At 68.4% G+C, this 23709-nt stretch carries 20 protein-coding genes and 1 pseudogene; 15 read left to right on the top strand and 6 right to left on the bottom strand.

Annotated features, from left to right (window positions below; translation table 11 throughout):
- Window positions 1–77 precede the first annotated feature (77 nt).
- From ybgF to AC07NF_RS21035, 9 genes are all read left to right on the top strand, one after another.
- The gene (gene ybgF, locus AC07NF_RS21075; protein WP_492815353.1) at window positions 78–932 is read left to right on the top strand and encodes a tol-pal system protein YbgF; all 855 of its coding nucleotides are present in this window, start codon (window positions 78–80) and stop codon (window positions 930–932) included.
- Complete coding sequence (gene tilS, locus AC07NF_RS21070; protein ID WP_494627493.1) at window positions 923–2110, top strand: tRNA lysidine(34) synthetase TilS; 1188 nt, start codon at window positions 923–925, stop codon at window positions 2108–2110. Before ybgF ends, tilS begins: the two co-directional genes overlap by 10 nt.
- A gap of 76 nt (window positions 2111–2186) precedes the next feature.
- Window positions 2187–4070: an ATP-dependent zinc metalloprotease FtsH gene (gene ftsH, locus AC07NF_RS21065; protein WP_494627495.1), complete on the top strand. Its 1884-nt coding sequence runs from the start codon at window positions 2187–2189 to the stop codon at window positions 4068–4070.
- A gap of 142 nt (window positions 4071–4212) precedes the next feature.
- Window positions 4213–6696 carry a PAS domain-containing protein gene (locus AC07NF_RS21060; RefSeq protein ID WP_494655332.1) on the top strand — a complete coding sequence of 828 codons (2484 nt, stop codon included), beginning with the start codon at window positions 4213–4215 and terminating at the stop codon, window positions 6694–6696.
- 9 nt (window positions 6697–6705) lie between these two features.
- The gene (gene folP, locus AC07NF_RS21055; protein WP_494627497.1) at window positions 6706–7518 is read left to right on the top strand and encodes a dihydropteroate synthase; all 813 of its coding nucleotides are present in this window, start codon (window positions 6706–6708) and stop codon (window positions 7516–7518) included.
- Window positions 7519–7666: 148 nt separating this feature from the next.
- Window positions 7667–8023 (top strand): response regulator, encoded by a 357-nt coding sequence (locus tag AC07NF_RS21050; protein ID WP_492815348.1) that lies wholly within the window; start codon window positions 7667–7669, stop codon window positions 8021–8023.
- A 32-nt stretch (window positions 8024–8055) separates the two neighbouring features.
- Window positions 8056–8874 (top strand): bifunctional hydroxymethylpyrimidine kinase/phosphomethylpyrimidine kinase, encoded by an 819-nt coding sequence (gene thiD / locus AC07NF_RS21045; RefSeq protein WP_494627499.1) that lies wholly within the window; start codon window positions 8056–8058, stop codon window positions 8872–8874.
- Complete coding sequence (locus AC07NF_RS21040) at window positions 8871–9455, top strand: nucleotidyltransferase family protein (RefSeq protein ID WP_494627501.1); 585 nt, start codon at window positions 8871–8873, stop codon at window positions 9453–9455. The genes thiD and AC07NF_RS21040 overlap by 4 nt, the downstream gene beginning before the upstream one ends.
- A 77-nt stretch (window positions 9456–9532) precedes the next feature.
- Entirely contained in the window at window positions 9533–10354 is an 822-nt protein-coding gene (locus tag AC07NF_RS21035) for a PhzF family phenazine biosynthesis protein (protein WP_494627503.1), read from the top strand.
- Between the two features lie 14 nt (window positions 10355–10368).
- On the opposite strand, the gene AC07NF_RS21030 is transcribed toward AC07NF_RS21035, so the two are convergent.
- Window positions 10369–10710: a hypothetical protein gene (locus AC07NF_RS21030; protein WP_494627505.1), complete on the bottom strand. Its 342-nt coding sequence runs from the start codon at window positions 10708–10710 to the stop codon at window positions 10369–10371.
- 211 nt (window positions 10711–10921) lie between these two features.
- On the opposite strand from AC07NF_RS21030, the gene AC07NF_RS21025 reads away from it, so the two are divergent.
- Entirely contained in the window at window positions 10922–12127 is a 1206-nt protein-coding gene (locus AC07NF_RS21025; protein ID WP_494627507.1) for a hypothetical protein, read from the top strand.
- On the opposite strand, the pseudogene AC07NF_RS21020 reads toward AC07NF_RS21025, so the two are convergent.
- A pseudogene (locus AC07NF_RS21020) lies at window positions 12124–14134 on the bottom strand (ATP-binding protein). The gene AC07NF_RS21025 and the pseudogene AC07NF_RS21020 sit on opposite strands and share 4 nt — an antisense overlap.
- An 81-nt stretch (window positions 14135–14215) precedes the next feature.
- Between AC07NF_RS21020 and AC07NF_RS21015 the strand changes: the two are divergent.
- From AC07NF_RS21015 to AC07NF_RS20995, 5 genes are all read left to right on the top strand, one after another.
- The gene (locus AC07NF_RS21015) at window positions 14216–14545 is read left to right on the top strand and encodes a hypothetical protein (protein WP_492815342.1); all 330 of its coding nucleotides are present in this window, start codon (window positions 14216–14218) and stop codon (window positions 14543–14545) included.
- Window positions 14546–14616: 71 nt separating this feature from the next.
- Window positions 14617–15048, top strand: a complete 432-nt coding sequence (locus tag AC07NF_RS21010) for a hypothetical protein (RefSeq protein WP_494627509.1) — start codon at window positions 14617–14619, stop codon at window positions 15046–15048.
- 135 nt (window positions 15049–15183) lie between these two features.
- On the top strand, window positions 15184–16356 hold the full coding sequence (locus tag AC07NF_RS21005) for a phosphoserine transaminase (RefSeq protein ID WP_494627511.1): 1173 nt from the start codon (window positions 15184–15186) through the stop codon (window positions 16354–16356).
- A gap of 139 nt (window positions 16357–16495) precedes the next feature.
- A complete protein-coding gene (gene serA, locus AC07NF_RS21000; RefSeq protein WP_494627513.1) occupies window positions 16496–18076 on the top strand; it encodes a phosphoglycerate dehydrogenase in 1581 nt (526 codons plus the stop codon).
- A 137-nt stretch (window positions 18077–18213) separates the two neighbouring features.
- On the top strand, window positions 18214–18582 hold the full coding sequence (locus AC07NF_RS20995) for a VanZ family protein (RefSeq protein WP_494627515.1): 369 nt from the start codon (window positions 18214–18216) through the stop codon (window positions 18580–18582).
- On the opposite strand, the gene AC07NF_RS20990 is transcribed toward AC07NF_RS20995, so the two are convergent.
- The 4 genes from AC07NF_RS20990 to AC07NF_RS20975 are packed head-to-tail and all read right to left on the bottom strand — an operon-like array spanning window position 18579 to window position 23599.
- Window positions 18579–19343 (bottom strand): crotonase/enoyl-CoA hydratase family protein, encoded by a 765-nt coding sequence (locus tag AC07NF_RS20990; RefSeq protein WP_494627517.1) that lies wholly within the window; start codon window positions 19341–19343, stop codon window positions 18579–18581. The genes AC07NF_RS20995 and AC07NF_RS20990 overlap by 4 nt on opposite strands.
- Entirely contained in the window at window positions 19340–19849 is a 510-nt protein-coding gene (mug, locus tag AC07NF_RS20985; RefSeq protein WP_494627518.1) for a G/U mismatch-specific DNA glycosylase, read from the bottom strand. Before mug ends, AC07NF_RS20990 begins: the two co-directional genes overlap by 4 nt.
- Window positions 19842–20432, bottom strand: coding sequence for a DNA-3-methyladenine glycosylase (locus tag AC07NF_RS20980; RefSeq protein WP_494627520.1), 591 nt, complete (start codon window positions 20430–20432; stop codon window positions 19842–19844). Before AC07NF_RS20980 ends, mug begins: the two co-directional genes overlap by 8 nt.
- Complete coding sequence (locus AC07NF_RS20975; RefSeq protein WP_494627522.1) at window positions 20429–23599, bottom strand: acetyl-CoA carboxylase family protein; 3171 nt, start codon at window positions 23597–23599, stop codon at window positions 20429–20431. The genes AC07NF_RS20980 and AC07NF_RS20975 overlap by 4 nt, the downstream gene beginning before the upstream one ends.
- Window positions 23600–23709: the final 110 nt, after the last annotated feature.

The following is a 23709-nucleotide window of genomic DNA, read 5'->3' as shown; positions in this document are numbered from 1 at the left end:
GCCAAGAAATGCTAGGGCGGCATCTCTTCGGAGTTGCCGCCCTAGTTTTGTCCGCGTCCTATCGGTAGATCTCGGTCATGAAGCTCAAAACCGCCTTACTCGCCGTTCTGTTCGCCTCATCGGCCGCTGTCGCCGTGGCCCAGACCCCGCTGCCGCCCGCCGATCCGCTGGACGACCGCTCGGCCAAGCGCGTGGAGCGGATGGAGAAGGTGGTGCGCGAGCTGCGCGCGATCGTTTTCCAGGGCCGTGACACCGGCAAGCCCGTCGTGGTGCAGCCGGCCGAGACCGACGCCCAGATCGCCGCGCTGAACGAGCGCGTCGGCGACCTGGAACAGACCCTGACCAAGCTGAACGGCCAGAACGAGACGGCCAATTTCGAGCTGACCAAGGCCAACCGCGCCGCCGCCGAGCAGAAGTCGCGCGCCGACTCGCTGGAGCAGCGCCTGGCCGCCGTCGAAAAGACCCTGGCCGACCTGCAGACGGCCGCCGCCGCCCAGGTCGCCGCGCCGGCCCTGGGGACGACCCCGCCGCCGCCCGCGCCGCCGGCCGATCCGGCCGTGGCCTTCAAGCAGGCCAAGGACCTGCTGTTGGCCGGCGACTACGGCAATGCCGAACAGGCCTTCTCGGCCTTCGTGGCCAACTATCCGGAAAGCACCCGCTCGGCCGAGGCCAAGTACTGGTGGGGCGAGACCCTGTTCGTGCGCGAGGCCTATAGCGACGCCGCCGGGGCCTATATCGGCGCGATCCGCGGCTGGCCGCAGACGACCTGGGCGCCGGACGCCACCCTGAAGCTGGCCCGCTCGCTGGTGGCGCTGAAGAAGACCCCGGACGCCTGCCGCACCCTGGACGAGCTGACCAAGCGCTATCCCAAGGCCCCGGCCCAGGTGACCTCGCGCGCGGCCTCGACCCGCGTCGCGGCGAAGTGCTCCTAGACACGGTCCGGGCCGCCTTTGAGCGGCGGCTCGACCCGGCCTCCGCCGCCCCGCTGGCCGTCGGCTTCTCGGGCGGCGGCGATTCCCTGTTCTTGCTGAAGACGGTCCTGGATTTGGGCCGTCCCGTGCTGGCTCTGGTGGTCGATCACGGACTGCAAGCCGGCAGCGACCGCTGGACCGCCGAAGCCGTCGCCAAGGCGCGCGCCTTGGGCGCCGAGGCTCAAGCGCTGGCCTGGACGGGCGACAAGCCGAAGACGGGCCTGCCCGCCGCCGCTCGCCGCGCCCGGCATGCCCTGCTGGCCGAGGCGGCGCGCGCCGCCGGCGCGAAGATTCTCCTTCTGGGCCACACCGCCAGCGATCTGTTTGAGGGCGCGGTGATGCGGGCCGAGGGCTCCAGCGTCTCCGATCCCCGCGAATGGGCGCCGTCGCCCGTCTGGCCGGAAGGGCGAGGCGTCTTCCTGTTGCGGCCGCTGTTGGCGCTGTCTCGTAACGAGATCCGCCAGGCCCTGGCCGATCAGGGCGAGACCTGGCTGGATGATCCGGCCAATACCGACCTGCGCTACGCCCGGGCGCGGGCTCGCGCCGCCGGAGCAGGGGGGGCTTCTCCGTCCGAGACGGCGCCGCCGCCACCGCCCCGCTTCACCGTCGACGCCGTCGGGACGATCCATCTGCCGCGCGACGTCGCCGCCGCCCATTTGGCCGCCGCCCTGCTGTGCGCGGCCGGGACCGAACGACCGCCGCGTGGCGAGCGTCTGGAGCGTCTCATCCAACGGATCCGATCCGGCGAGGCCTTCGCCGCCACCCTGTCGGGCGCGCGGATCGAGGCCGGCGACGATGTCCTGATCTGCCGCGACGCCGGCGAGACTGCGCGGGGCGGCCTGGCCCCGCTGGAGCTCACACCCGGCCAGACCGGCGTCTGGGATGGTCGCTGGGAAGTCACGGCCGGGGCCGCGCCCCTGACCGTCACCGCTCTGAAGGGCAGGGCCGCCAGCCTCTCCGCCGCCGATCGCGCCAGGCTGGCCGCCATCCCCGCCTCGGCGCGGCCCGCCTTGCCGTTGATCCTGAGTCCGCTTGACGGCCCGGAGCTTGCACCCGAAGGAGAAGCGCGCGCGCGCCTGCTCGTTCTGGGTCGCTTCGAGGCCGCTGTCGGCCTTTGCGACCAAGAATCCGTGACCTGATGTCACGTGCATGGCGCTTGCGCGTTCAACCGCCTATCTTGGTGGGTCAAGAGCTATCGTTGGAAAGACGACGCGTATGAATTTCAGGAACCTGGCCATCTGGCTGGTGATCGTGGCGGTGCTGGCGGGCGTGTTCGTCGTCAGCCAGAACGCGCGCACGAAGAGCGGCGGCGAAGTCAGCTACTCGCAGCTGCTCAAGGACGTCGACGCCGGCAAGGTCAAGTCGGCCGAGATCGCGGGTCAGACCGTTGTCGCCAAGACGGCCGACAACAAGACGCTGACCGTCAATGCGCCGCTGAACTCCGACGAGCTGGTCAACCGCATGGTGGCCAAGAACGCCGACGTGAAGTTCAAGAGCGGTTCGATCAGCTTCCTGGCCATCCTGGTCCAGCTGCTACCGATCCTGCTGGTCGTGGGCGTCTGGCTGTTCTTCATGCGCCAGATGCAGGGCGGCGCCAAAGGCGCCATGGGCTTCGGCAAGTCCAAGGCCCGCCTGCTGACCGAGAACAAGAACCGCATCACGTTTGAAGACGTCGCGGGCGTCGACGAGGCCAAGGAAGAACTGCAGGAGGTCGTCGATTTCCTGAAGGACCCGGCCAAGTTCCAGCGCCTGGGCGGCAAGATCCCGAAGGGCGCGCTGCTGGTCGGCCCTCCCGGTACGGGTAAGACCCTGATCGCCCGCGCCGTCGCGGGTGAGGCGGGCGTGCCCTTCTTCACGATCTCGGGTTCGGACTTCGTCGAAATGTTCGTCGGCGTCGGCGCCAGCCGCGTGCGCGACATGTTCGAGCAGGCCAAGAAGAACGCCCCCTGCATCATCTTCATCGACGAAATCGACGCCGTCGGTCGCCACCGCGGCGCCGGCCTGGGCGGCGGCAACGACGAGCGCGAGCAGACCCTCAACCAGCTGCTGGTCGAGATGGACGGCTTCGAGGCCAATGAAGGCATCATCCTGATCGCCGCCACCAACCGTCCCGACGTGCTGGACCCCGCGCTGCTGCGTCCGGGCCGCTTCGACCGTCAGGTCGTGGTGCCGAACCCCGACGTCGCCGGTCGCGAGAAGATCATCCGCGTGCACATGAAGAACGTGCCGCTGGCCGCCGACGTCGACGTCAAGACGCTGGCGCGCGGCACCCCGGGCTTCTCGGGCGCGGACCTGGCCAACCTGGTCAACGAAGCCGCCCTGACGGCCGCCCGCAAGAACCGCCGCATGGTCACCATGCACGACTTCGAGCACGCCAAGGACAAGGTCATGATGGGCGCCGAGCGCCGCTCGATGGCCATGAGCGACGCCGAGAAGAAGCTGACCGCCTATCACGAGGGCGGCCACGCCTTGGTGGCCCTGCGCGTCCCCGTCGCCGATCCGGTCCACAAGGCCACGATCGTGCCGCGCGGGCGGGCTCTTGGCATGGTCATGCAGCTGCCGGAAGGCGACCGCTATTCGATGAGCTACGACATGATGACCTCGCGCCTGGCCATCATGATGGCCGGCCGGGTCGCCGAGGAGCTGATCTTCGGTAAGGAGAAGATCACCTCGGGCGCGTCCAGCGACATCAGCGCCGCCACCAGCCTGGCCCGCAACATGGTCACCCGCTGGGGCTTCTCGGACCAGCTGGGCACCGTGGCCTATGGCGACAACCAGGACGAAGTGTTCCTGGGCCACTCGGTCGCCCGCACCCAGAACGTCTCGCCCGAGACGATGGTCACGATCGACGCCGAAGTGCGCCGCCTGGTGAAGGGCGGCGAGGACGACGCGCGCCGCATCCTGACCGAGGAGCTGGACCACCTGCACTCGGTGGCCAAGGCCCTGCTGGAGTTCGAGACCCTGAGCGGCGACGAGATCATCGGCGTCATGAAGGGCGAGATGCCCAAGCGCGACGAGGACGAGAGCAACAAGGAAACGGTCGCCGCGCCGTCCCTGGTGCCGCTGTCGCCAGGCGCGGGCGCCAGCGTCACCGCCTAGGACTGTTCTGGTTCGAAGATCAAAGCCGGCTCGCGAGGGCCGGCTTTTTTCTTGCCCCAAAGCTTGGAACCGGCCGCGCGGGGACGTCGTTCAAAAAGCTTGGCTGCGTAGGCGCGGCCGAGGGGCTCTGCTATTGGAAACCATGTCTTCCGTTGACGAGTCCCTGGGCTCGCCCTCCAGTTCATCCGTGGCGCCCGCTTTCCTGATCGGTGGCGGCGAGATGGCTTCTGCCCTGGCGACGCGTGATTGGTCCGATACCTCGCTGGGCGCGCCCGAGACCTGGTCTCCCGCCCTGAAGGTCGCCGCCGGCATGATGCTGGCCTCGCCGATCCCGGCCTTCCTGGCTTGGGGGCCCCAGACGCTGCTGCTGCACAACGACGCCGCACGAAGCTTGTTGGCCGCCAACAACATCGCCCTGGGCGCGCCGTTCGCCGAGGCGTTCCCGGTGCCGGCCGGCCTGCCGCTGCTGGAGCGCGCCCTGAAGGGCGAGAGCATCGTGCAGGAGGCGATCGGCTTTTCCCGCGCCGACGGCGAGGCGGCCTGGTGCAACCTGATGTTCGCGCCGGTGCGCGACGAGGCCGGCGCGGTCGCCGGCGTCCACATCCTGTGCAACGACATCACCGACCGTGTCCGCCGCGAGCAGGCCCATCTGGAGGACGAGCGCCGCTATCGCGCCCTGTTCGAGTCGATGGACGAGGGCTTCTGCATCATCGAGTTCCTGGACGGTCCGTTCGGACCACTCAGTGACTACGTACACATCATGGCCAACGCCGCCTATGAGCGGCACGCGGGCATCCCCAATGTCGTGGGCCAGAAGCTGCGCGAGATGGTGCCGGCCGAGGCCGACGCCTGGGTGGCCCGCTATGGCGAGGTGCTGCGCACCGGTCAGCCGATCCGTTTCGAGCAGGAGCTGGTGGCCACCGGCCGCCACCTGTCGCTATCGTCGTTCCGCATCGAGCCGCCCGAGCTGCGCCAGGTGGCGGTGCTGTTCCAGGACATCACCGCCCGCAAGCAGGTCGAGGCCGAGCTGCGCCTGCTGAACGAGACGCTGGAGATCCGCGTCGCCGAGGCCCTGGCTGGTCGCCGCCTGCTGGCCGACGTCGTCGAAGGCGCCAGCGTCTTCGTCCAGGTGGTCGACAACAACCTGACCTGGCTGGCTATCAACAGCGCTTCGGCGGGCGAGTTCGAGCGGATTTTCGGCATGCGGCCGAAGGTCGGCGACAACATGGTGGAGCTGCTGGCCGGCTATCCCGAGCATCAGGCCCAGGTGCGAAACGTCTGGTCGCGCGCCTTGTCCGGCGAAAGCTTCATGGAGACCGATGAGTTCGGTGATTCCGAGCGCGAACGTCGCCACTACGAGATGCGCTTCCATCCCTTGTATGATCTGAACGGCGAGCGGATCGGCGCCTACCAGTTCGTCTATGACGTCACCCAACGCGTGGTGGAGCAGGAACGCCTGCGCGAGACCGAGGAAGCCTTGCGCCAGGCCCAGAAGATGGAAGCCGTCGGCCAGCTGACCGGCGGCCTGGCCCACGACTTCAACAACCTGCTGGCCGGCATTTCGGGCTCGTTCGAGATGATCGGCGCGCGGCTGGCCCAGGGCCGCGCGGCCGATGTCGAGCGCTATTTGGCCGCCGGCCAGGGCGCGGCGCGGCGGGCGGCGGCCCTGACCCATCGCCTGCTGGCCTTCTCGCGCCGCCAGACCCTGGCCCCCAAGCCGGTGGTCATCAATCGGCTGATGGTCGAGTTCGTCGAGCTGGTGCGCCGCACGGTCGGCCCGAGCATCGAGGTCGAATATGTCGGCGCCTCGGGCCTGTGGCCGACCCTGGTCGACGCCAACCAGCTGGAGAACGCGCTTCTCAACCTGTGCATCAACGCCCGCGACGCCATGCCGGACGGCGGGGTGATCACCATCGAGACCGGCAATCGCTGGCTGGACGCGCGCACCGCCCGCGACCACGGGCTGGAGCCGGGCCAGTACGTCTCGGCCTGCGTCAGCGACACCGGCACGGGCATCGACAAGGCGACGCTGGAGCGCGTGTTCGACCCGTTCTTCACCACCAAGCCGATCGGCCAGGGCACGGGCCTGGGCCTATCGATGGTCTATGGCTTCGCCCGCCAGTCGAACGGCCACGTGCGGATCTATTCCGAGGTCGGGCAGGGGACGATGGTCTGCCTCTACCTGCCGCGCCGGCTGGGCGAGGAGGACGAGATCGAGACGGTCGAGCAGCCGGCCGGTCTCGCCCCGGTCAAGGCCGGCAAGACCGTGCTGGTGGTCGACGACGAGCCGACCGTGCGGATGCTGGTCGTCGATGCGCTGGAGGAGCTGGGCTATGCCTGCCTGGAGGCCGCCGACGGCTCGGCCGGCCTGCGGATCCTGCAGTCGACCGCCGAGATCGACTTGCTGATCACCGATGTCGGCCTGCCGGGGGGCTTGAACGGTCGCCAGGTCGCCGACGCGGCCCGCGCCTTGAAGCCCGAATTGAAGGTGCTGTTCATCACCGGCTATGCCGAGAACGCCGTCCTGAACCACGGCCATATCGAGCACGGCATGGAGGTGCTGACCAAGCCGTTCGCGGTCGGCGACCTGGCCGGCCGGGTCGACCGGATGCTGCGCGAGGCGTAGAAGGCGCGGATGGTCAGCATCCAGCGTCCCCTCGTGATGGGGATCGTCAACGTCACGCCCGACAGCTTCTCGGACGGTGGCAAGTTCGTCGCCGCCGCCGACGGGATCGAGCACGCCCGCCGCCTGATCGCCCAGGGCGCCGATATCCTGGACATCGGCGGCGAAAGCACCCGGCCGGGCGCGGCGTCGGTCTCGGAGTTCGACGAGATCCTGCGGGTGGTCCCGATCATCGAGGCGATCCGCAAGGCCAGCGACATCCCGATCTCGGTCGACACCATGAAGCCCGGCGTCGCCCGCGCGGCGATCAAGGCCGGGGCGACGATCTGGAACGACGTGGCCGCCCTGCGGTTCTCGCCCACCGCGCCCGAGGTCGCCGCCGAGTTGGGCTGCGACGTCGTGCTGATGCACATGCTGGGCGAGCCGGGGACCATGCAGGACGACCCCCGCTATGGCGACGTCGTCGCCGAGGTCGAGGCCTTCCTGCTGGCGCGGGCCTTCACCGCCATGGCCGCCGGTGTGCCCAAGGAGAAGATCTGGCTGGATCCGGGCATCGGCTTTGGCAAGACGGTGGACCACAACCTGGCTTTGCTGAAGGCCCTGCCGCGCTTCGTGGCCCTGGGTTATCCGATCCTGCTGGGCGCCAGCCGCAAGCGGTTCATCGCCGGCATCGATCCTTCGGCCGGCGAAGCCTCTGACCGCCTGGGCGGCTCGCTGGCCTCGCATCTCGCGGGCGCGGACGCGGGCGTGGCGGCGGTGCGCGTCCACGACGTGCGCGAGACGGTGCAAGCCCTGGACGTGCAGGCCGCGATCAAAGCTATTTGAAGTCCCGCTTAGGGAACCCCTTGCGCGGTAAGGCTTAGGCGCATCCGCACGCGAGTCTGGGTTGATTGCGACTCCTGGCCTCGCTTGCGGGTTGGGGAATCACCGCGCTTAAATATCTGGGGACGGCCTATCGAAAGCACCCGCAAAGATGCGCTCGCGACATGCCCTGATTATCGAAGACGAGATCCTGATCGCGCTGGAAATCGAAGAACTGCTCAAGGAGCAGGGGTTCACCAGCATCGCGATCGCGGAGAGCCCGCTGGAGGCGCTCGACTGCGCCCTGAAGCGAAAACCCGACCTGATCACCGCCGACTACCGGATCGTCGACGGCACCGGCGTCGAGGCCGTGAAGATGATCATGGCCCACCTGGGTCCGATCCCGGTGGTCTATGTCACCGGCCACGCCAAGGCCCTGGATGGCCAGCAAGAGGGCGTCGTGGTCCAGAAACCGATCCGTCCCAACATCCTGGCAGGGGCCTGGCAGCACGCGCTGCAGGCGGCGTAGCGGACCTTCCGAATCCCGCCTAAACAGCGGGGATGTCAGACGCTCATAAGGGCCGCGTCCTCGTCATCGCCGGATCGGATTCCGGCGGCGGCGCGGGGATCCAGGCCGACATCAAGACCATCACCGCCCTGGGCGGCTACGCGGCCACCGCGATCACCGCCGTGACGGTGCAGAACACCCTGGGCGTCACCGGCGTCCACCCGATTCCGCTCGAGGTGATCGCCGCCCAGGCCCGCGCGGTGCTGGACGACATCGGCGCCGACGCCATCAAGACTGGCATGCTGGGCGACGCCGCCGTGGTCGAGACCGTGGCGGCCGCGATCGATCACGCCAATAAGAATGGGGAGGGCAAGGTCCCGGCCGTCATCGACCCCGTCATGATCGCCAAGGGCGGCGCGTCCTTGCTCGCCGAGGCCGCCATCGGCGCGGTGAAGAGCCTGATGATCCCCCGCGCGGCGCTGCTGACGCCCAACGCCCCGGAAGCCGCCGCGCTGACGGGCCTTGTCGTCGAGACCACCGACGACCTGCGCCGCGCTGGCGAGGCCTTGCTGATGATGGGCGCCCAGGCCGTTCTGATGAAGGGCGGGCACGTTGCCGGAGACCGCGTCGTCGACGTGCTGATGACCACCGAGGGCGAAACCACCTTCGAGGGCGAGCGGATACAGACCCGCCACACGCACGGCACCGGCTGCACGTTGGCTTCGGCCTGCGCGACCGGCCTGGCTCAAGGCCTGCCGCTGGAAGCCGCCGTCGCCCGCGCCTGGAACTATGTCCACGAGGCCATGCTGCGCGCGCCGGGCTTCGGCGCTGGCCATGGCCCCCTCGATCACGGCTGGACCCTTCGCCAATGACCGACACGCTTGAAGACCGCTTGCGCGAGATCGTCCGCGCCACGCCCACGACTTGGGAAGTGCTGCGCACCGTCCGCGATCTGGATCTGCCCGACTGGATGATCTTCTCGGGCGCGGTCTACCAGCCGGTCTGGAACCACCTGACGGGCCGCGACCTGGCCTACGGCATCAAGGACTACGACGTCGCCTATCACGACGACAGCGACACCTCGTACGAGGCCGAGGACATCGTCATCCAGCGTGTGGCCGCCGCCTTCGAGCCGCCGCTGCGCGAGCTGGTCGAGGTCCGCAATCAGGCCCGTGTGCACCTGTGGTTCGAGAAGAAGTTCGGCGCCGACGAGCCTTATCCGCCGCTGGAGGACAGCGCCGCCGCCCTGAAGCGCTTCGTGGCCACCGCCTTCTGCGTGGGCGTGCGGCTGGAGAAGGACGACAGCTTGAGCGTCTGGGCGCCGTTCGGTCTGGAAGACCTGTTCGCGATGCGCCTGAAGCCCAACCCGCTGCGGGTGAAGGGCGCGGGCGGCTGGGAGCGCACCACGGGCTCGGCCAAGGCCCGGTGGCCTGAGATTTCGATCGAAGGCTAGATTGTCACCGGGACAATAAAGGCTTTGCCCACCGTCCCGGCCGCGCATAACCACGATGTCCAGTCTGGGAGATCGCCATGCGCCAGTGGACTATCGACGCCTTCGCCAGCGGCCCGTTCAAGGGCAATCCGGCCTGCGTGGTCGAGCCGTTCGATGCGTGGCCATTAGCGACTTGGATGCAGGCCCTGGCGGCCGAGAACAACCAGGCCGAGACGGCCTATCTGCTGAAGACCGCCGACCCTGCGCGCTACGGCCTGCGCTGGTTCACGCCGGCCCTGGAGGCCCCGCTGTGCGGCCACGCCACCCTGGCGGCGGCGCACATGCTGTTCAAAGAGCTCGGCGTCGATGTTCCACTGCTGACCTTCGATACCTTGTCGGGGCCGCTTACGGTGCGCCGGGCGGGCGAGGGGCTGGAGATGGACTTCCCGGCCGACCCGCCACGCCAAACCGACATCCCGGCGGGTCTCGCCGAGGCCCTGGGCGCCACGCCAGTTGAGGTCTGGGCCGGGGCCTATCTGATCGCGGTGATGGACGGCGAGGCCACGGTGCGCGGGCTGAAGCCGGACCTGACGGCGCTGAACAAGATCGAGGGTGAAGCCACCGGCGGCCCAGGCCAGACGGTGGTCGTGGCGGAGGCCGATCCGGACAAGCCCTACGCCGTCGTCAGCCGCTTCTTCGCGCCCGGCTTCGGCATCCCGGAGGACCCGACCACGGGCTCGGCCCACTGCATCCTGATGCCGCTGTACGGCGACAAGCTGGGCGCGGATGTCCTGAAGTTCCATCAGGCCTATCCCGGCCGGGGCGGCGACCTGGAATGCGAAAACCGCGGCGCGCGCGTTCTGTTGCGCGGCCGCGGCTTCACGGTGGTGGAGAGCCGGCTCCGGGTGGAGCCGGCTTAGGAAGGTTCTAGCCCTTAGCGACGCGGGCCGTGGCCGTAGCCGTAACCATAGTCACGGTCGTGGCGCTCGTAGCGGATCTGGGCGCTGATGCGGTCGAAGCGACGATCGAGGTCAGCGCGTTCCCAGCCGCTCAGGCCGCCGCGGCGATACTGGGCTTCCAGGCGAGCGGTCTGACGCAGGTCGGCGCGCAGGCGGGCGGCTTCCGAGCGGGTTAGGGAGTGGTTACGCACGCCCTGGTCGATACGGCGCTCCAGCATGTCCTGGCGCTGGTTGATCGACTGGGCCGAAGCCACGGCGGGAACGGTGGCGGCCGCCAGGGCCGAGACCGCAACGATCGGGATCAGGATCTTCTTCATCGGTTCGGTTCCTTTCAGATCTCTGCGTCGCACCCGTTTGGCTTGGGGAAGTGGGGGAAGCGACGTTGAGCTAAGAGAAACACGCCCAGCCTGAAGCGGTTCTGAGCCGCTCGTTATGTTCTGTTCATCTTGTGTCGAGGGTTCGACTTAGGTCGCGGGCCGTGCCAAGGATTGGGGTGGGACTCAACCCAAGCGTTATAAGTGAGCGGCGTTGATGCAGCTGGCCGATGTCCGGATCATCTCCGGCGCCATGACCGGATGTGTGGTTGATGGCCAGTTTCTACTGGAGTCGCCTCACGATCCCGGTGGAGATCCCGCGCCGTCGGCGCGGGAGCGGATTTCCTTCTTCATGGGCGGTTCGTTCGGCGCCTGGCTTCACTTGAGTGAACTGTTCGAAGAGCGCCCCGGTTTTTTCTCGCGCGCCTGCGCCAACAACCGGCTCGCTTTGCGCTTACCAGTTGATTTCGCGGCTTTGCTCGCCAGGCGGGCTGGGTCGCCCGGCGAAAGCGCTTCAGGCTACGTGGAATGGGCGGAGCTCTCGATGGAGAGCGAGTTCGGCTGGGTTTCGGGGCGGATACCGTCCCTGCGGGTCGAGGTCAGCGTCTCCGAGGCTGGCTTGGGCGTGAGCCTCAGCGGCGAGGTGGGGCCGCTAGTCACTTCAGGCACGTTCCTGAAGCCCGGATCGCCCGTCCCGGTATTGGCCGATAGCCGGATCAGCGTGGACATCGTCATTCCGTGGGCGTTTCTGATCACGCAGGGATCTCCACTCGCCAGACACGGAAACAAGTTCCGCACCTCGGGTGAAACGAGTGACACGCCTTTTGATTTCAATCGTCCGGGCCTGTCCGGGGTCGCCTTCGACAGAGATGGCGGGACGCCATTCTTCGAAGGGCGGTTCGCCGTTCAGCGTGGAATAGGTCGCCCCTATGTGCGGGCGCAGATCGACGACAAGAGCTTGTTGGCGGAGCCCTGTGGCCATCCTGTGCTCTGGCCGGATGGCTTTGCGACCCGGTCACCTTCCGATTCGGCGATCACCTACAGGCTCTGGCTCTTCGGGCTTGGCTACGACGCCTTGGCCCAGATCCTGAGCGGAGAGACCTCGGGACACCTTGAATTGAAAGGCGATGGCGTCGGCTATCTCACGGAGGCCACCTGGCTGGGCTCGGTGGCGGGTCGTCACGTGATCTCGGCCTGCCGCATCGACCTGGCGCTGGGCGAGACCGAGCTGGTCGTGAAGATCGAGGGCGAGGTCGATCGGATGCTGCAGCATGACGGGCCGCCCTTGCCGCCGACGCTTGGCCCGATCTTTTGGGTCACCATGAGGATTCCCGTGGCCTTCCTGGCGGCCCGCGGCATCGATCTGCTGGCGTGGGGGCGGCGCGAGAAGCTGGCGCTCGACCCCAGTCGGGCGCCCTAAGCCGCCTGCGCCAGCCGCGCGGCGGTCATGGCCGCTTCGATGGCGGCGTAGAGCTTGGTGACCTCGATCGGCTTGGCGACGTGGCCGTCCATGCCGGCGGCCAGGTAGCCTTCGACCTGGTGGGCCAGGGCGTTGGCGGTCACAGCCACGATCGGGGTGCGGACGCGGCCCTCGGCGGCTTCCAGCGTGCGGATCGCCTGGGCGGCCTCGACGCCGTCCATGCCGGGCATATGGATGTCCATCAGCACGATGTCGAACTTGGCGGCCTTCCAGGCCTCGACGCAGGCCGCGCCGTCGGCGACCAGCACCACCTCGGCGTTCAGCGGCGCCAGGACGGCCTCGACGACCTTTTGGTTGGTCGGATTGTCGTCGGCGGCCAGCACGCGCAGGGCGTTCGATCCGACGACCGGGGCGGACGCTTCGGCCTCGACTTCCGGCGGCGGCGCGGGCGCGTGGCCGTCGTCGATATAGTGGACGTCGGTCAGCGCTTCTTCGCGCGGCAGCGAGACCAGGACGGTGAAGGTCGAACCGCGACCCTCGCGGCTCTGGACCTTGATCGAGCCGTCCATCAGGGCGGCCAACTCGCGGCAGATGGCCAGGCCCAGGCCCGAGCCGCCGAAGCGGCGGGTCGTGGTGCTGTCGGCCTGGACGAACTTGTCGAACAGGCGCGGCAGGATCTCGGGCGAGATGCCGATGCCGGTGTCGGCCACGTCGATGCGCAGGCCCGAACCGTCCTCGGCCGAGGCGAAGCGCACAGCGACGGCGCCTTCCAGCGTGAACTTCAGGGCGTTGCTGATCAGGTTGCCCAGGATCTGGCGCAGGCGGTCGCTGTCGCCGCGCCAGACGCCCTGCGCCTCGGGGGCGATGGCGACCTCGAAGGCCAGACCCTTGTCGCGGGCCTGGGGCGCATAGGTCTCGCGGATGGCCTGGGCCAGCTGGGCGATATCGAACGGGCGGTCGGTGATCTCCAGGCGGCCGGCCTCGATCTTGGACAGGTCCAGCACGTCGTTCAGCACGCCCAGCAGCAGGGCGCCGGACTCGCGGATCACCTTCAGGCGCTCGCGTTGCTTGGAGCCCAGGTCGTCCATGGCCATGACCTCGGCCATGGCCAGCACGCCGTTCAGGGGCGTGCGGATCTCGTGGCTCATATTGGCCAGGAAGTGCGACTTCAGAACGTTGGCGGCGTTGGCGTCGTCGCGCGCCTTGACCAGCTCGGCCATGGCGCCGCGCAGGTCGTGGTCGTTGGCCTCGAGGCGGCAGACCAGGTGGTTGAAGCTGTCGGTCAGGCTCTGGAAGACGTCGTCGTCCGAGGTCTGTTCCACGGCCTTGAACCGGCCGCCGACGGCCGTCTCGTGCATGGCTTCCGACAGGCGCTCCATCGGGCGGGCCAGGCGGCGGGCCAGGCTGTTGGCCAGCAGGATCGCCAGGCCGGCCGCGCCGAAGAACAGGGCGCCGGTCAGGGCTAGGTCACGCGCCAGGGTCTGGCCCAGGCCCGGATGTTGGGCCACCAGCACCAGGGTGCCGACGGTCTGCGAGGACAGCTTGATCGGCCGCGTCAGGGTGTCGGCGTCGGTGGGATTGGCCGCGCCCAGCTGGGCGACGGTGCGGCCCTTGGTGTCCATGATCCGCACGGCCGCGACGCTGGGCGCCTTAGCCACGGCTTCGAGCGCCCGGTAGACGCCGACCATGTTGTGGTCGGCCAGGGGGGCGGCGGCGCCGGCGGCGGCCATCTGAGCCAGGATCTCGTGATTGGCGCGGGCTTCCTGCCGCGCGACGCTCCACTGCTGCAGCATGAAGCACAGGCAAGCAGCCACGAGGGCGAGAACGGTCGTGGCCAAGGCCACACCGGCGATTCGCGCCTGTAGTGGCGCGTGTGTCGCGGCAGTGCTCGCGCTGTTGTTGTGCTTTTCGCCCATCAGCGTTCAGGAACTCAATCGTCGCGACAGTATGCCTGAAGGTTCCTAACGCTTCGCTTCCAAGGGCAGTGAGAGTCGCGCGACAAAACAACGCTAGGGCGCATTTTTGCGTTGCTTTGGCTTTAACAATCTATTTACCTTTTCCATTAGTGTTTCGTTAACGGAGGCGGGCGTGGAAAAGGTTTTTGTTGCTAAGCGAGTGGCCAGCAAGCTGGTTTCGACCGAGACGGCTGTGGACGCCGCGGTGACCGAAGTCGCCGAGATGATGGCCGAGCTGATGCAGGCTCGTAAGGATCTGGGCTTGTCGGCCACGTTCGGCCACGGCGTCACCGCCAAGGTCGGCGACGCCATGCAGGCGCTGATGGCCGCGCGCACCGCGATGGTCGAGGCGCATACCGAACTGGACGAGACGCGCCTGCGCCTCGGCATCCGCACGCGGATGGTCGGCGATATCAAGCCGCAGGACGAGGTCCGCGGGTCGGCCCTGCGCGAGGTCGTCTAAGGTCCTCGCTAAAAATACATTGCAATAGTTTAATACCTTTGGGCCTCTAATCTGGGTTAGAGGCCCAAAGCATGTTTGCGTTCCTGCAACTGTTATTCTGGATCAATTGGCCGCTGCTTGCCGCGGCCTGCCTGTGCGCGTGGCGCTGGGGCGGTCGAGCGGAGCGCAGCGGCGCGATGCTGGTCCTGTCGACCTTCGTCGCCGTCCTCCTCGCGGGCCTCATCCATGGCAAGGAACTGGTCCAGGGTCTGTATCTGGCGCTGGACGGCTTGATGGCCCTAGGCCTGCTGCTGCTGGCCCTGCGCCACGCCACGCGCTGGCTGGGCATCGCCGTGCTGCTGCAGGGGGTGCAGTTCAGCCTCCATGCCTATTATCTCGTGGACGGCAAGCGGTACGACAACATCTACATCCTGGTGAACAACCTGGTCAGCACGGGCGTCCTGGTCTGCATCCTGGTCGGCACGTTCCTGGCCTGGCGCAAGCGGAACCAGCCCGAAAAATAATTGCCGCGATCGGACGATTGGTCGCGGCTTTCGCAAAATCTCTCCTTGCAATCCGCCTCGAAACGAGGTTCTTCGCCGGCGGGCCACACCCCCCCAACGGGGTGCAGTCCATCTGTAAGGATGGGAGACATCGCTATGACTACCCTCGCCAAGCCGGCAATCCGTCCGGCTCGCCCCGAGTTCTCTTCCGGCCCCTGCGCCAAGCGCCCCGGCTGGACCCCCGAAAATCTTCAAAACGCCGTGCTGGGCCGTTCGCACCGGTCGAAGCTGGGCAAGGCGCGCCTGAAGGCCGCCATCGACCAGACGCGCGAAGTGCTGGAAGTGCCGGCCGACTTCCTGATCGGCATCGTCGCCGGTTCGGACACCGGCGCGGTCGAGATGGCCATGTGGTCGATGCTCGGCGCCCGCCCCGTGCAACTGATGGCCTTCGAGTCCTTCGGCAAGGACTGGGTCACGGACGTCACCAAGCAACTGAAGCTGCCCGACGTCGAAGTCCTGAGCGCTCCTTATGGCGAGCTGCCGGATACGTCGAAGGTCGACCCGGCCAAGGATCTGGTCTTCACCTGGAACGGCACGACCTCGGGCGTGCGTGTCCCGAACGCCGACTTCATCTCGGCCGACCGTGAAGGCATCACCATCTGCGACGCCACCTCGGCGGCCTTCGCGCAAGATCTCGACTGGGCCAAGCTCGATGTCGTGACCTTCTCCTGGCAGAAGGCGCTGGGCGGCGAAGGCGCCCACGGGATCCTGATCCTGTCGCCGCGCGCCGTGGCTCGCCTGGAAAGCTACACGCCGGCCTGGCCGATGCCGAAGCTGTTCCGCATGACCAAGGGCGGAAAGATCGCCGCCGACATCTTCGAAGGCGCGACGATCAACACGCCGTCGATGCTGTGCGTCGAGGATGCGCTGGACGCCCTGAAGTGGGCCGCCTCGATCGGTGGCCTGGAAGCCATGCAGGGCCGCGCCGACCAGAACCTGGCCGTGCTGGCCGACTGGGTCGCCAAGACCCCGTGGGTGGACTTCCTGGCGGCCACGCCGGAGATCCGCTCCAACACCTCGGTGTGCCTGAAGGTCGTCGATCCCACGATCGCCGCCCTGCCGGAAGACGCCCAGGCCGACTTCGCCAAGAAGCTGGCCAGCCTGCTCGAGAAGGAGGGCGCGGCCCTCGACATCGGCGGCTATCGCGACGCCCCGGCCGGCCTGCGCATCTGGTGCGGCGCCACGGTGGAAGCCTCGGACCTCGAGGCCCTGACGCCCTGGCTCGACTGGGCCTTCGCCACCGTCTCGGCCGAACTGGCCGCCGCTTAATCTGACTCATTGCGGCTGAAATCCTCGTCCTTCGACTAGCTCAGGATGAGGATTTCAGAGTGCCGCCTCTCAGTAGCCCTCATCCTGAGCCTGTCGAAGGACGAGGGCGCGCACCCAATTCTCCGCAAGGAAATCCCAAATGACCGCTCCTCGCGTTCTCATCGCCGACAAGCTCAGCCCCGCCGCCGTCGACATCTTCAAGAACCGCGGCGTCGCCTTCGACATCAAGGTCGGCCTGTCCAAGGACGAACTGATCGCCGTGATCGGCGACTATGACGGCGTCGCCATCCGCTCGGGCGCCAAGCTCGACAAGGACGTCATCGCCGCCGCTCACAAGCTGCGCGTCATCGCCCGCGCCGGCATCGGCGTCGACAATGTCGATATCCCGGCCGCCACGGCCAAGGGCATCGTCGTGATGAACACGCCCTTTGGCAACTCGATCACCACGGCCGAGCACGCCATCGCCATGATGTTCGCCCTGGCCCGCCAGATCCCTGCCGCCGACGCCTCGACGCAGGGCGGCAAGTGGGAGAAGAACCGCTTCATGGGTGTTGAGCTGTACGCCAAGACCCTGGGCCTGATCGGGGCCGGCAACATCGGCGGCATCGTCGCCGACCGCGCCCTGGGCCTGAAGATGAAGGTCGTGGCCTACGACCCCTTCCTGTCGCCGGAACGCGCCGTCGAGATCGGCGTCGAGAAGGTCGAGCTGGAAGAGCTGCTGGCCCGCGCCGACGTCATCACCCTGCACACCCCGCTGACCGACAAGACCCGCAACATCCTGTCGGCCGAGAACCTGGCCAAGACCAAGAAGGGCGTGCTGATCGTCAACTGCGCCCGCGGCGGCCTGGTCGATGAAGCCGCCCTGCGCAAGCTGCTGGACGAAGGTCATGTCGGCGGCGCGGCCTTCGATGTGTTCACGGTCGAGCCGGCCAAGGAAAACCCGCTGTTCGGTTCGGACAAGGTCGTGGCCACCCCGCACCTGGGCGCCAGCACCAACGAAGCCCAGGAGAACGTGGCCCTGCAGGTCGCCGAGCAGGTCAGCGACTACCTGCTGACCGGCGCCGTCACCAACGCCCTCAACAGCCCGTCGATCACGGCCGAAGAAGCCCCGAAGCTGAAGCCGTTCGTGGCTCTGGCCGAGAAGATCGGCGCCCTGGCCGGCCAGATGGTCGACTTCGGCGTCACGGCCATCGACATCGCCTACGAAGGCGAAGTCACCAACCTGAACGTCAAGCCGATGACCTCGGCCGCCCTGGCTGGCGTGCTCAAGCCGATGCTGGCCGAGATCAACATGGTTTCGGCCCCGGCCATCGCCAAGGAACGCGGCATCACCGTCTCGGAAAGCCGCCAGGAACTCAGCCCCACCTATGACAGCCTGATGCGCGTCACCATCACCACCGAGAAGGGCAAGCGCGCCTTCGCCGGCACGGTGATCGCCGGCGCCCCGCGCGTCGTCGAGGTCAAGGGCATGGAGCTGGACGCGGCCTTCTCGCCGGCCATGCTGTACATCAACAACCTGGACAAGCCGGGCTTCATCGGCGCGCTGGGCATGCTGCTGGGCGAGGCGGGCGTCAACATCGCCACCTTCAACCTGGGCCGCGTCTCGGCCGACGAGGACGCCATCGCCCTGGTCGGCGTCGACCAGGCCCCGGCCGCCGACCTGCTGGCCAAGATCCAGGCCCTACCGCACGTGAAGGAAGCGCGCGCGCTGACGTTCTAAGGAAAAGATGCTCCCCCGCGATGCGGGGGAGCTGTCACGGAGTGACTGAGGGGGCTAATGCGGCCTGGGCCGAGCTGGCCGCCTCCGGCCCTCTGGGCCACCTCCCCCGCATCGCGGGGGAGGAGCTAGGATCCCAAATGTCCCTGCTCGTTCCCCGCAAGATCAGCTGGCCGGGTTTCCTGGTCTTCCTCGGCGCAGTGGTGTTCACGCTGTATGCGGCTCTGGCGCCCGGCGACGACACCGCCGGTCTGATCCCGTGGGACAAGGCCAAGCACTTCATCGTCTTCTACGGCCTGACCTTCCTGGCCTCGATCGCCCTGCCGCGCAGCCGGCCGTGGAAGATCGGCGTGGTGCTGCTGGGCTTCGGTATCGCCATCGAGATCCTGCAGGGCCTGCCGATCGTCGGCCGTGACGCCGACGTGTTCGACGTCGTCGCCGACACCCTGGGCATCGGCTTCTATTTCGGTCCGATCATCGTCACCCAGTGGATGAGCCGCGACGCCTAGGCCGGCGTCCCGCCGCGTCCGGCGCCGTCCTTGAACCGCGCCGCGCCCGCTCGGGCCTCGCGACGCAACGGCTCCAGCCCGCCACGACCCTCGACCTTGAGCGCCTCGGCCAGGTCGACATCCCATTGCGCATAGGCCGAGGCGCGGTCGGCGCGCAGGCAAAGCTGTGGGAAGGCGGCGATCTGCCGGGCCAGCTCATGCGCCGCCGCCAGGGCCATGCCCCTCGGCACGACACGGTCGGCCAGACCCCACGATAGCGCCTCGGCCGCCCCGACCGCGCGGCCGGTCAGGATCATGTCCAGCGCCCGGCCCTGGCCGACCAGGCGCGGCAGCCGCACCGTCCCGCCGTCGATCAGCGGCACGCCCCAGCGCCGGCAGAACACCCCGAAGGTGGCGTCGTCGGCCGCCACCCGCAGATCGCACCACAGGGCCAGCTCCAGCCCGCCGGCCACGGCATAGCCCTCGACGGCGGCGATCACCGGCTTGGACAGGAGCCGCCGCGTAGGCCCCATCGGACCCTCGCCCTCGGGATCATAGCGCTCACCCTCGCCGGACGCGGCGACGGCAAGGTCGAAGCCCGCGCAGAACGTCCCGCCCGCGCCGGTCAGGATCGCCACGGCGGCGACCTCGTCGGCCTCGAAGGCGTCGAACGCCGCGCGCAGCTGCAACGCGGTCTCGGGATCGACCGCGTTGCGTTTGTCCGGACGGTTGATCGTGACGATCCAGACCGGGCCGTCGGTTTCGAGTTGGACTTCGGTCATGTCGCAGTCTCCATGGCCAGTTCGCGATAGGCCGCCACCAGGGCGTCCAGGCTGAAGGCCAGGTTACGCCCACTGGGATTGGGCAGCACCCAGGCGATGGCGCCGGCGAAGGGCTCGACCTGCCGACCCCAGGCGACCTCGCGGCGGCCGATCATGGCGCTGTAGGCCGCCTTGCCTAGGAAAGCGACGTAGGCGGGCTTCCAATGGCGGACCCAGGTCTCGAACCCGGCGGCGGCGTCCAGGAAATCGGAACGCGCCAGGTCGTCGACACCCGCCGTCGGCCGCTCGACCACGCTGGTGATCCCCAGGCCATAGTCCAGCAGGCTGGCGTCGTCCTCAGCGGCGACCAGGTGCGGCGTGAAGCCGGCCAGGTGCAGCACGCGCCAGAACCGGTTACTGCGCCCGACGAAGTGATGCCCCTCGGCGGCGGCCGACAGCCCTGGGTTCAGCCCGCAGAACACGACGGACAGGCCAGGCGCGACGATGTCCGGGAGGGGCTTAGACATTGAGCGCCCGCGTTCCGCTGAGAAAGGGACTGCCCCGCAGATAGAACCGCAACGGCCGGTCGGCATCCTTGGTGATGCCGATCCGCACCCCTACGCCGATCTCGGCCGGCTCGTGGTCGTCATGCGCCAGCCACAGCGGACCTTCCGCGCAGAGGTCGAGGCCGTCGGCCCAAGGGCCGATCTGAAGCGCCTGGGTCAGCCGTCCCGGACCTCGCGCCAGGTCGCGCAGTTTCTGGGTACGGCGATGAGCCTGCATCAGGGCGATGCCCTCCAGCGGTTCCAGCGCCCGGATCAGGACGCCGGCCCCGATCCCCTCGACCTCGCTGGAGACGTTCAGCATCCAGGACACGCCGTAGTTCAGATAGACATAGGCGTGGCCGCGCTCGAGGAACATCGGGCGCGTGCGCGGCGTCATCCCCCGGAAGGTGTGGCTGGCCGCGTCGCCGATGATGTAGGCCTCGGTCTCGACGATCCGTCCGCTGATCACGCCGTCGGGCGTCTCGCGCACGACGATCTTGCCGATCAGGAAGCGGGCGAGGGTCTCGGTGTCGGTCGGCAGCTCGTCGCGCGTCAGCCTCTTCACCAGCTGTCCACCCGCACTTCCCACGGCCGGTTCATCCCCGCCGCCGCGTCCATCCCACCGACGATCCAACGCCGGGTGTCGGCGGGGTCGATGACCGCGTCGATCTCCAGGGCGGCGGCCATGCTGGTCGCCTTGCCGGCCGCGTAGAGCCGGGCCACCAACTGGTCGTAGAGGGCTTTCTGCTTCACCGGATCGGTCTCCGCTTCCAGTTCCTTGCGGTAGCCCAGCTTGACCGCGCCCTCCAGCCCCATGCCGCCGAACTCGCCGGTCGGCCAGGCGGCGATGAAGGCCGGGGCGTGGAAAGATCCTCCCGCCATGGCCTGGGCGCCCAGGCCGTAGCCCTTGCGCGTCACCACCGTGAACAGCGGCGTGCGCAGCTTGGCCCCGGCGATGAACTGGCGGCTGACCCGGCGCACGGCGGCGGCGTCCTCGCTGTCGGGGCCGACCATGAAGCCGGGGGTGTCGCATAGGCTGAGCACTGGCAGGGCGAAGGCGTCGCACAGTTGCAGGAACCGCGCGGCCTTCTCGGCCCCGTCGCAGTCGATCGCCCCGCCCAAATGGCGTGGATCATTGGCGATCAGCCCCATCGGCCGGCCTTCGATGCGGATCAGGCCGGTGACCATGCCGGCCGCGAAGCCGCCGCGCAGTTCCAGGAACGAACCTTCGTCGACCAGTAGGTTGATCAGTGTACGGACATCGTAGATGCGCAGGCGGTTTTCCGGGATCGCGTTCCGCAGCCGCCGCTGGTCCGGCGCGATCCAGGTCGCCAGCGTGCCCTGGAAATAGGACAGCGCCTGCTTGGCCAGTCGAGTGGCGTGGGCCTCGTCGTCGGCCAGGATGTCGATGACGCCATTGGCCCACTGATGCGCCGACGGGCCGATCTGCTCGGGCCGGAAGACGCCCAGGCCGCCGCCCTCGATCATCGCCGGCCCGCCCATGCCCAGGTTGCTGTCACGGGTGGCGATGATGATCTCCGACAGGCCGGCGATCGCGGCGTTGCCTGCGAAGCAGCGGCCGGCGACGACGGCGATCTTGGGGACCAGGCCCGACAGCTGGGCGAAGCTGCGGAACGTCGGCACGTCCAGCCCCGCCACCGCCGTGGTGTCTGTGTCGCCGGGCCGCCCGCCGCCGCCCTCGGCAAACCATACGACGGGCAGGCGTTGGTCGGCGATGACGCTCATCAGCCGGTCGGACTTGCGGTGGTTCATCGCGCCCTGCGTGCCGGCCAGGACCGTGAAGTCGTAGGCCAGGGCCGCCGTCCGCGCCTTGTCGGGCGGGAAGAGCGCGCCGTTGACTCTGCCGACGCCCGTGATCAGCCCGTCGGCCGGCGTGCTGGCGATCAGGTCCTCGACCGAGCGCCGCCGCTTCTGGGCCGCGATGGCCAGGGCGCCGTATTCCAGGAAGCTGCCGGGATCGACCAGGTCGTCGATGTTCTCCCGCGCCGTGCGATGGCCGGTCTTGCGCCGCTTGGCGACGGCGTCAGGGCGGGCCTCGTCCAGGGTGTAACGGTGGCGGGCGACGACCTCGGCCAGGTCGGGACGGATGGCGTCGAGATCTTCGGCGACGGCTTCGACGGCCTCGCCGCCGGCGACCTCCATCGGTTCCAGGAACACCAGCGGCTGGCCCTCGGCGACGGTGGCCCCGGGTTCGGCGGCGATCTTCAGCACGCGTCCGCCGGATGTGGCGTGGACCAAATGCTCCATCTTCATCGCCTCCAGCACCGCCAGGGCCTGGCCGGGGCGAACGAGATCGCCTTCATTGACACTGATCGAGCCGACGGTGGCCGCTAGCGGTGCGGCGATGGCGACGGAGCCGCCGAGGGTCTCGAAGTGAGCGTTGCCCTCCGAAGGCAAAGGTAAGCCGGCGACGAGCTCAGCCGCATGGTCCTCGATGAACCGCGTCGTCGGCGCCTCGGGTGCGGCCGCCAGGATCGCTCGCACCAGAGGGGCGGTGGTCGCCACGCCCGTGATCTGGAACTCCGCCAGCGCGCGATCGAGGCGGGCAGCGGCTTCGGCGTAGGTGCGACCGCGCGCGATCACCTTGGCCAGCAGGCTGTCATAGGCCGCGCCGACGGCCGCGCCCGCTCCGACGCCGGCGTCGACCCGCACGCCTGGACCGCCCGGCGGGCTCCAGACGCCGATGGTCCCACTGGAGGGCTTCACCTGGCCGTCGGCGGTCAGGGTCTCGGCATTGATCCGCGCCTGGATGGCGACGCCGAAGGCCGGGGGGGCCTCCAGGTCCAGTGGCTTGCCCGCCGCCAGGTCGAACTGCAGCCGCACCAAGTCCAGCCCCGTGACCTCCTCGGTCACGGTGTGCTCGACCTGCAGGCGCGGATTGACCTCTAAGAAGTAGGGGGTGTCGCCCTCGACCAGGAACTCGACGGTGGCCAGACCGCGATAGCCGGCGCACAGCACCTCGGCGTGTCGCCACAGGTCGGTCCGCAGCGGCTCGGGCAGGGCGGCTGGGGCGATCTCGACCAGCTTCTGGTTCCGGCGTTGCAGCGAGCAGTCGCGGTCGCCGATAGCCAGCACACGGGTCCCGTCGCCGGCGATCTGCACCTCGATATGCCGCGCCCGCTCGACCAGCTTTTCGGCATAGAGCCCGCCGTCGCCGAACGCGGCCTCGGCCTCGCGCGCACAAGCGGCGAAGGCGGCATCCAGTTCGGCCGCGTCGCGCACCGCACGCATGCCGCGCCCGCCGCCGCCGGCCCGGGCCTTCAGCATGATCGCGCCGTGCTGGCCGAAGAACGCTCGAGCCTCATCCAGCGTGATCGCGCCAGTCCCGGGGATCAGCGGAACGCCGCGCTCTGCGGCTAACGCCCGCGCCAAAGCCTTGTCGCCGAAGGTTTCCAGATGCTCCGTTGACGGACCGATGAAGACGATCCCGGCCTGCGCGCAGGCGCGCGCTAGGGCGGGGTTCTCCGACAGGAAGCCGTAGCCGGGATGCAGGGCGTCGCAGCCCTCCGCCTTGGCCGCCTCAACGATCGCGGCGATGTCCAGATAGGCCCGCGCGCCGGTGCCAGGCAGAACGACCGCGCGGCCGGCGACGTGGGCCGTGTCGCCCTCGGCATGGACCCTCACGCTCTCGATCCCGGCCTCCGCCGCCGCGCGGGTGATGCGGACAGCGATCTCGCCACGGTTGGCGATCAGGACGCGGGACAAGGGCATGCGGGTTCCCCGAAATGAGCGGGCTTCATACGGCCGTTTGACGCACCTTCGCTGGTCTCGCTTGACTCTCCAAGAGCGAAAGATCAGAACAAAAGTAGAACAAGGAGTTG

This window comes from Caulobacter sp. GW821-FHT10A06, from assembly GCF_059415805.1.
This window is presented reverse-complemented; position numbering and strand designations above follow the sequence as displayed.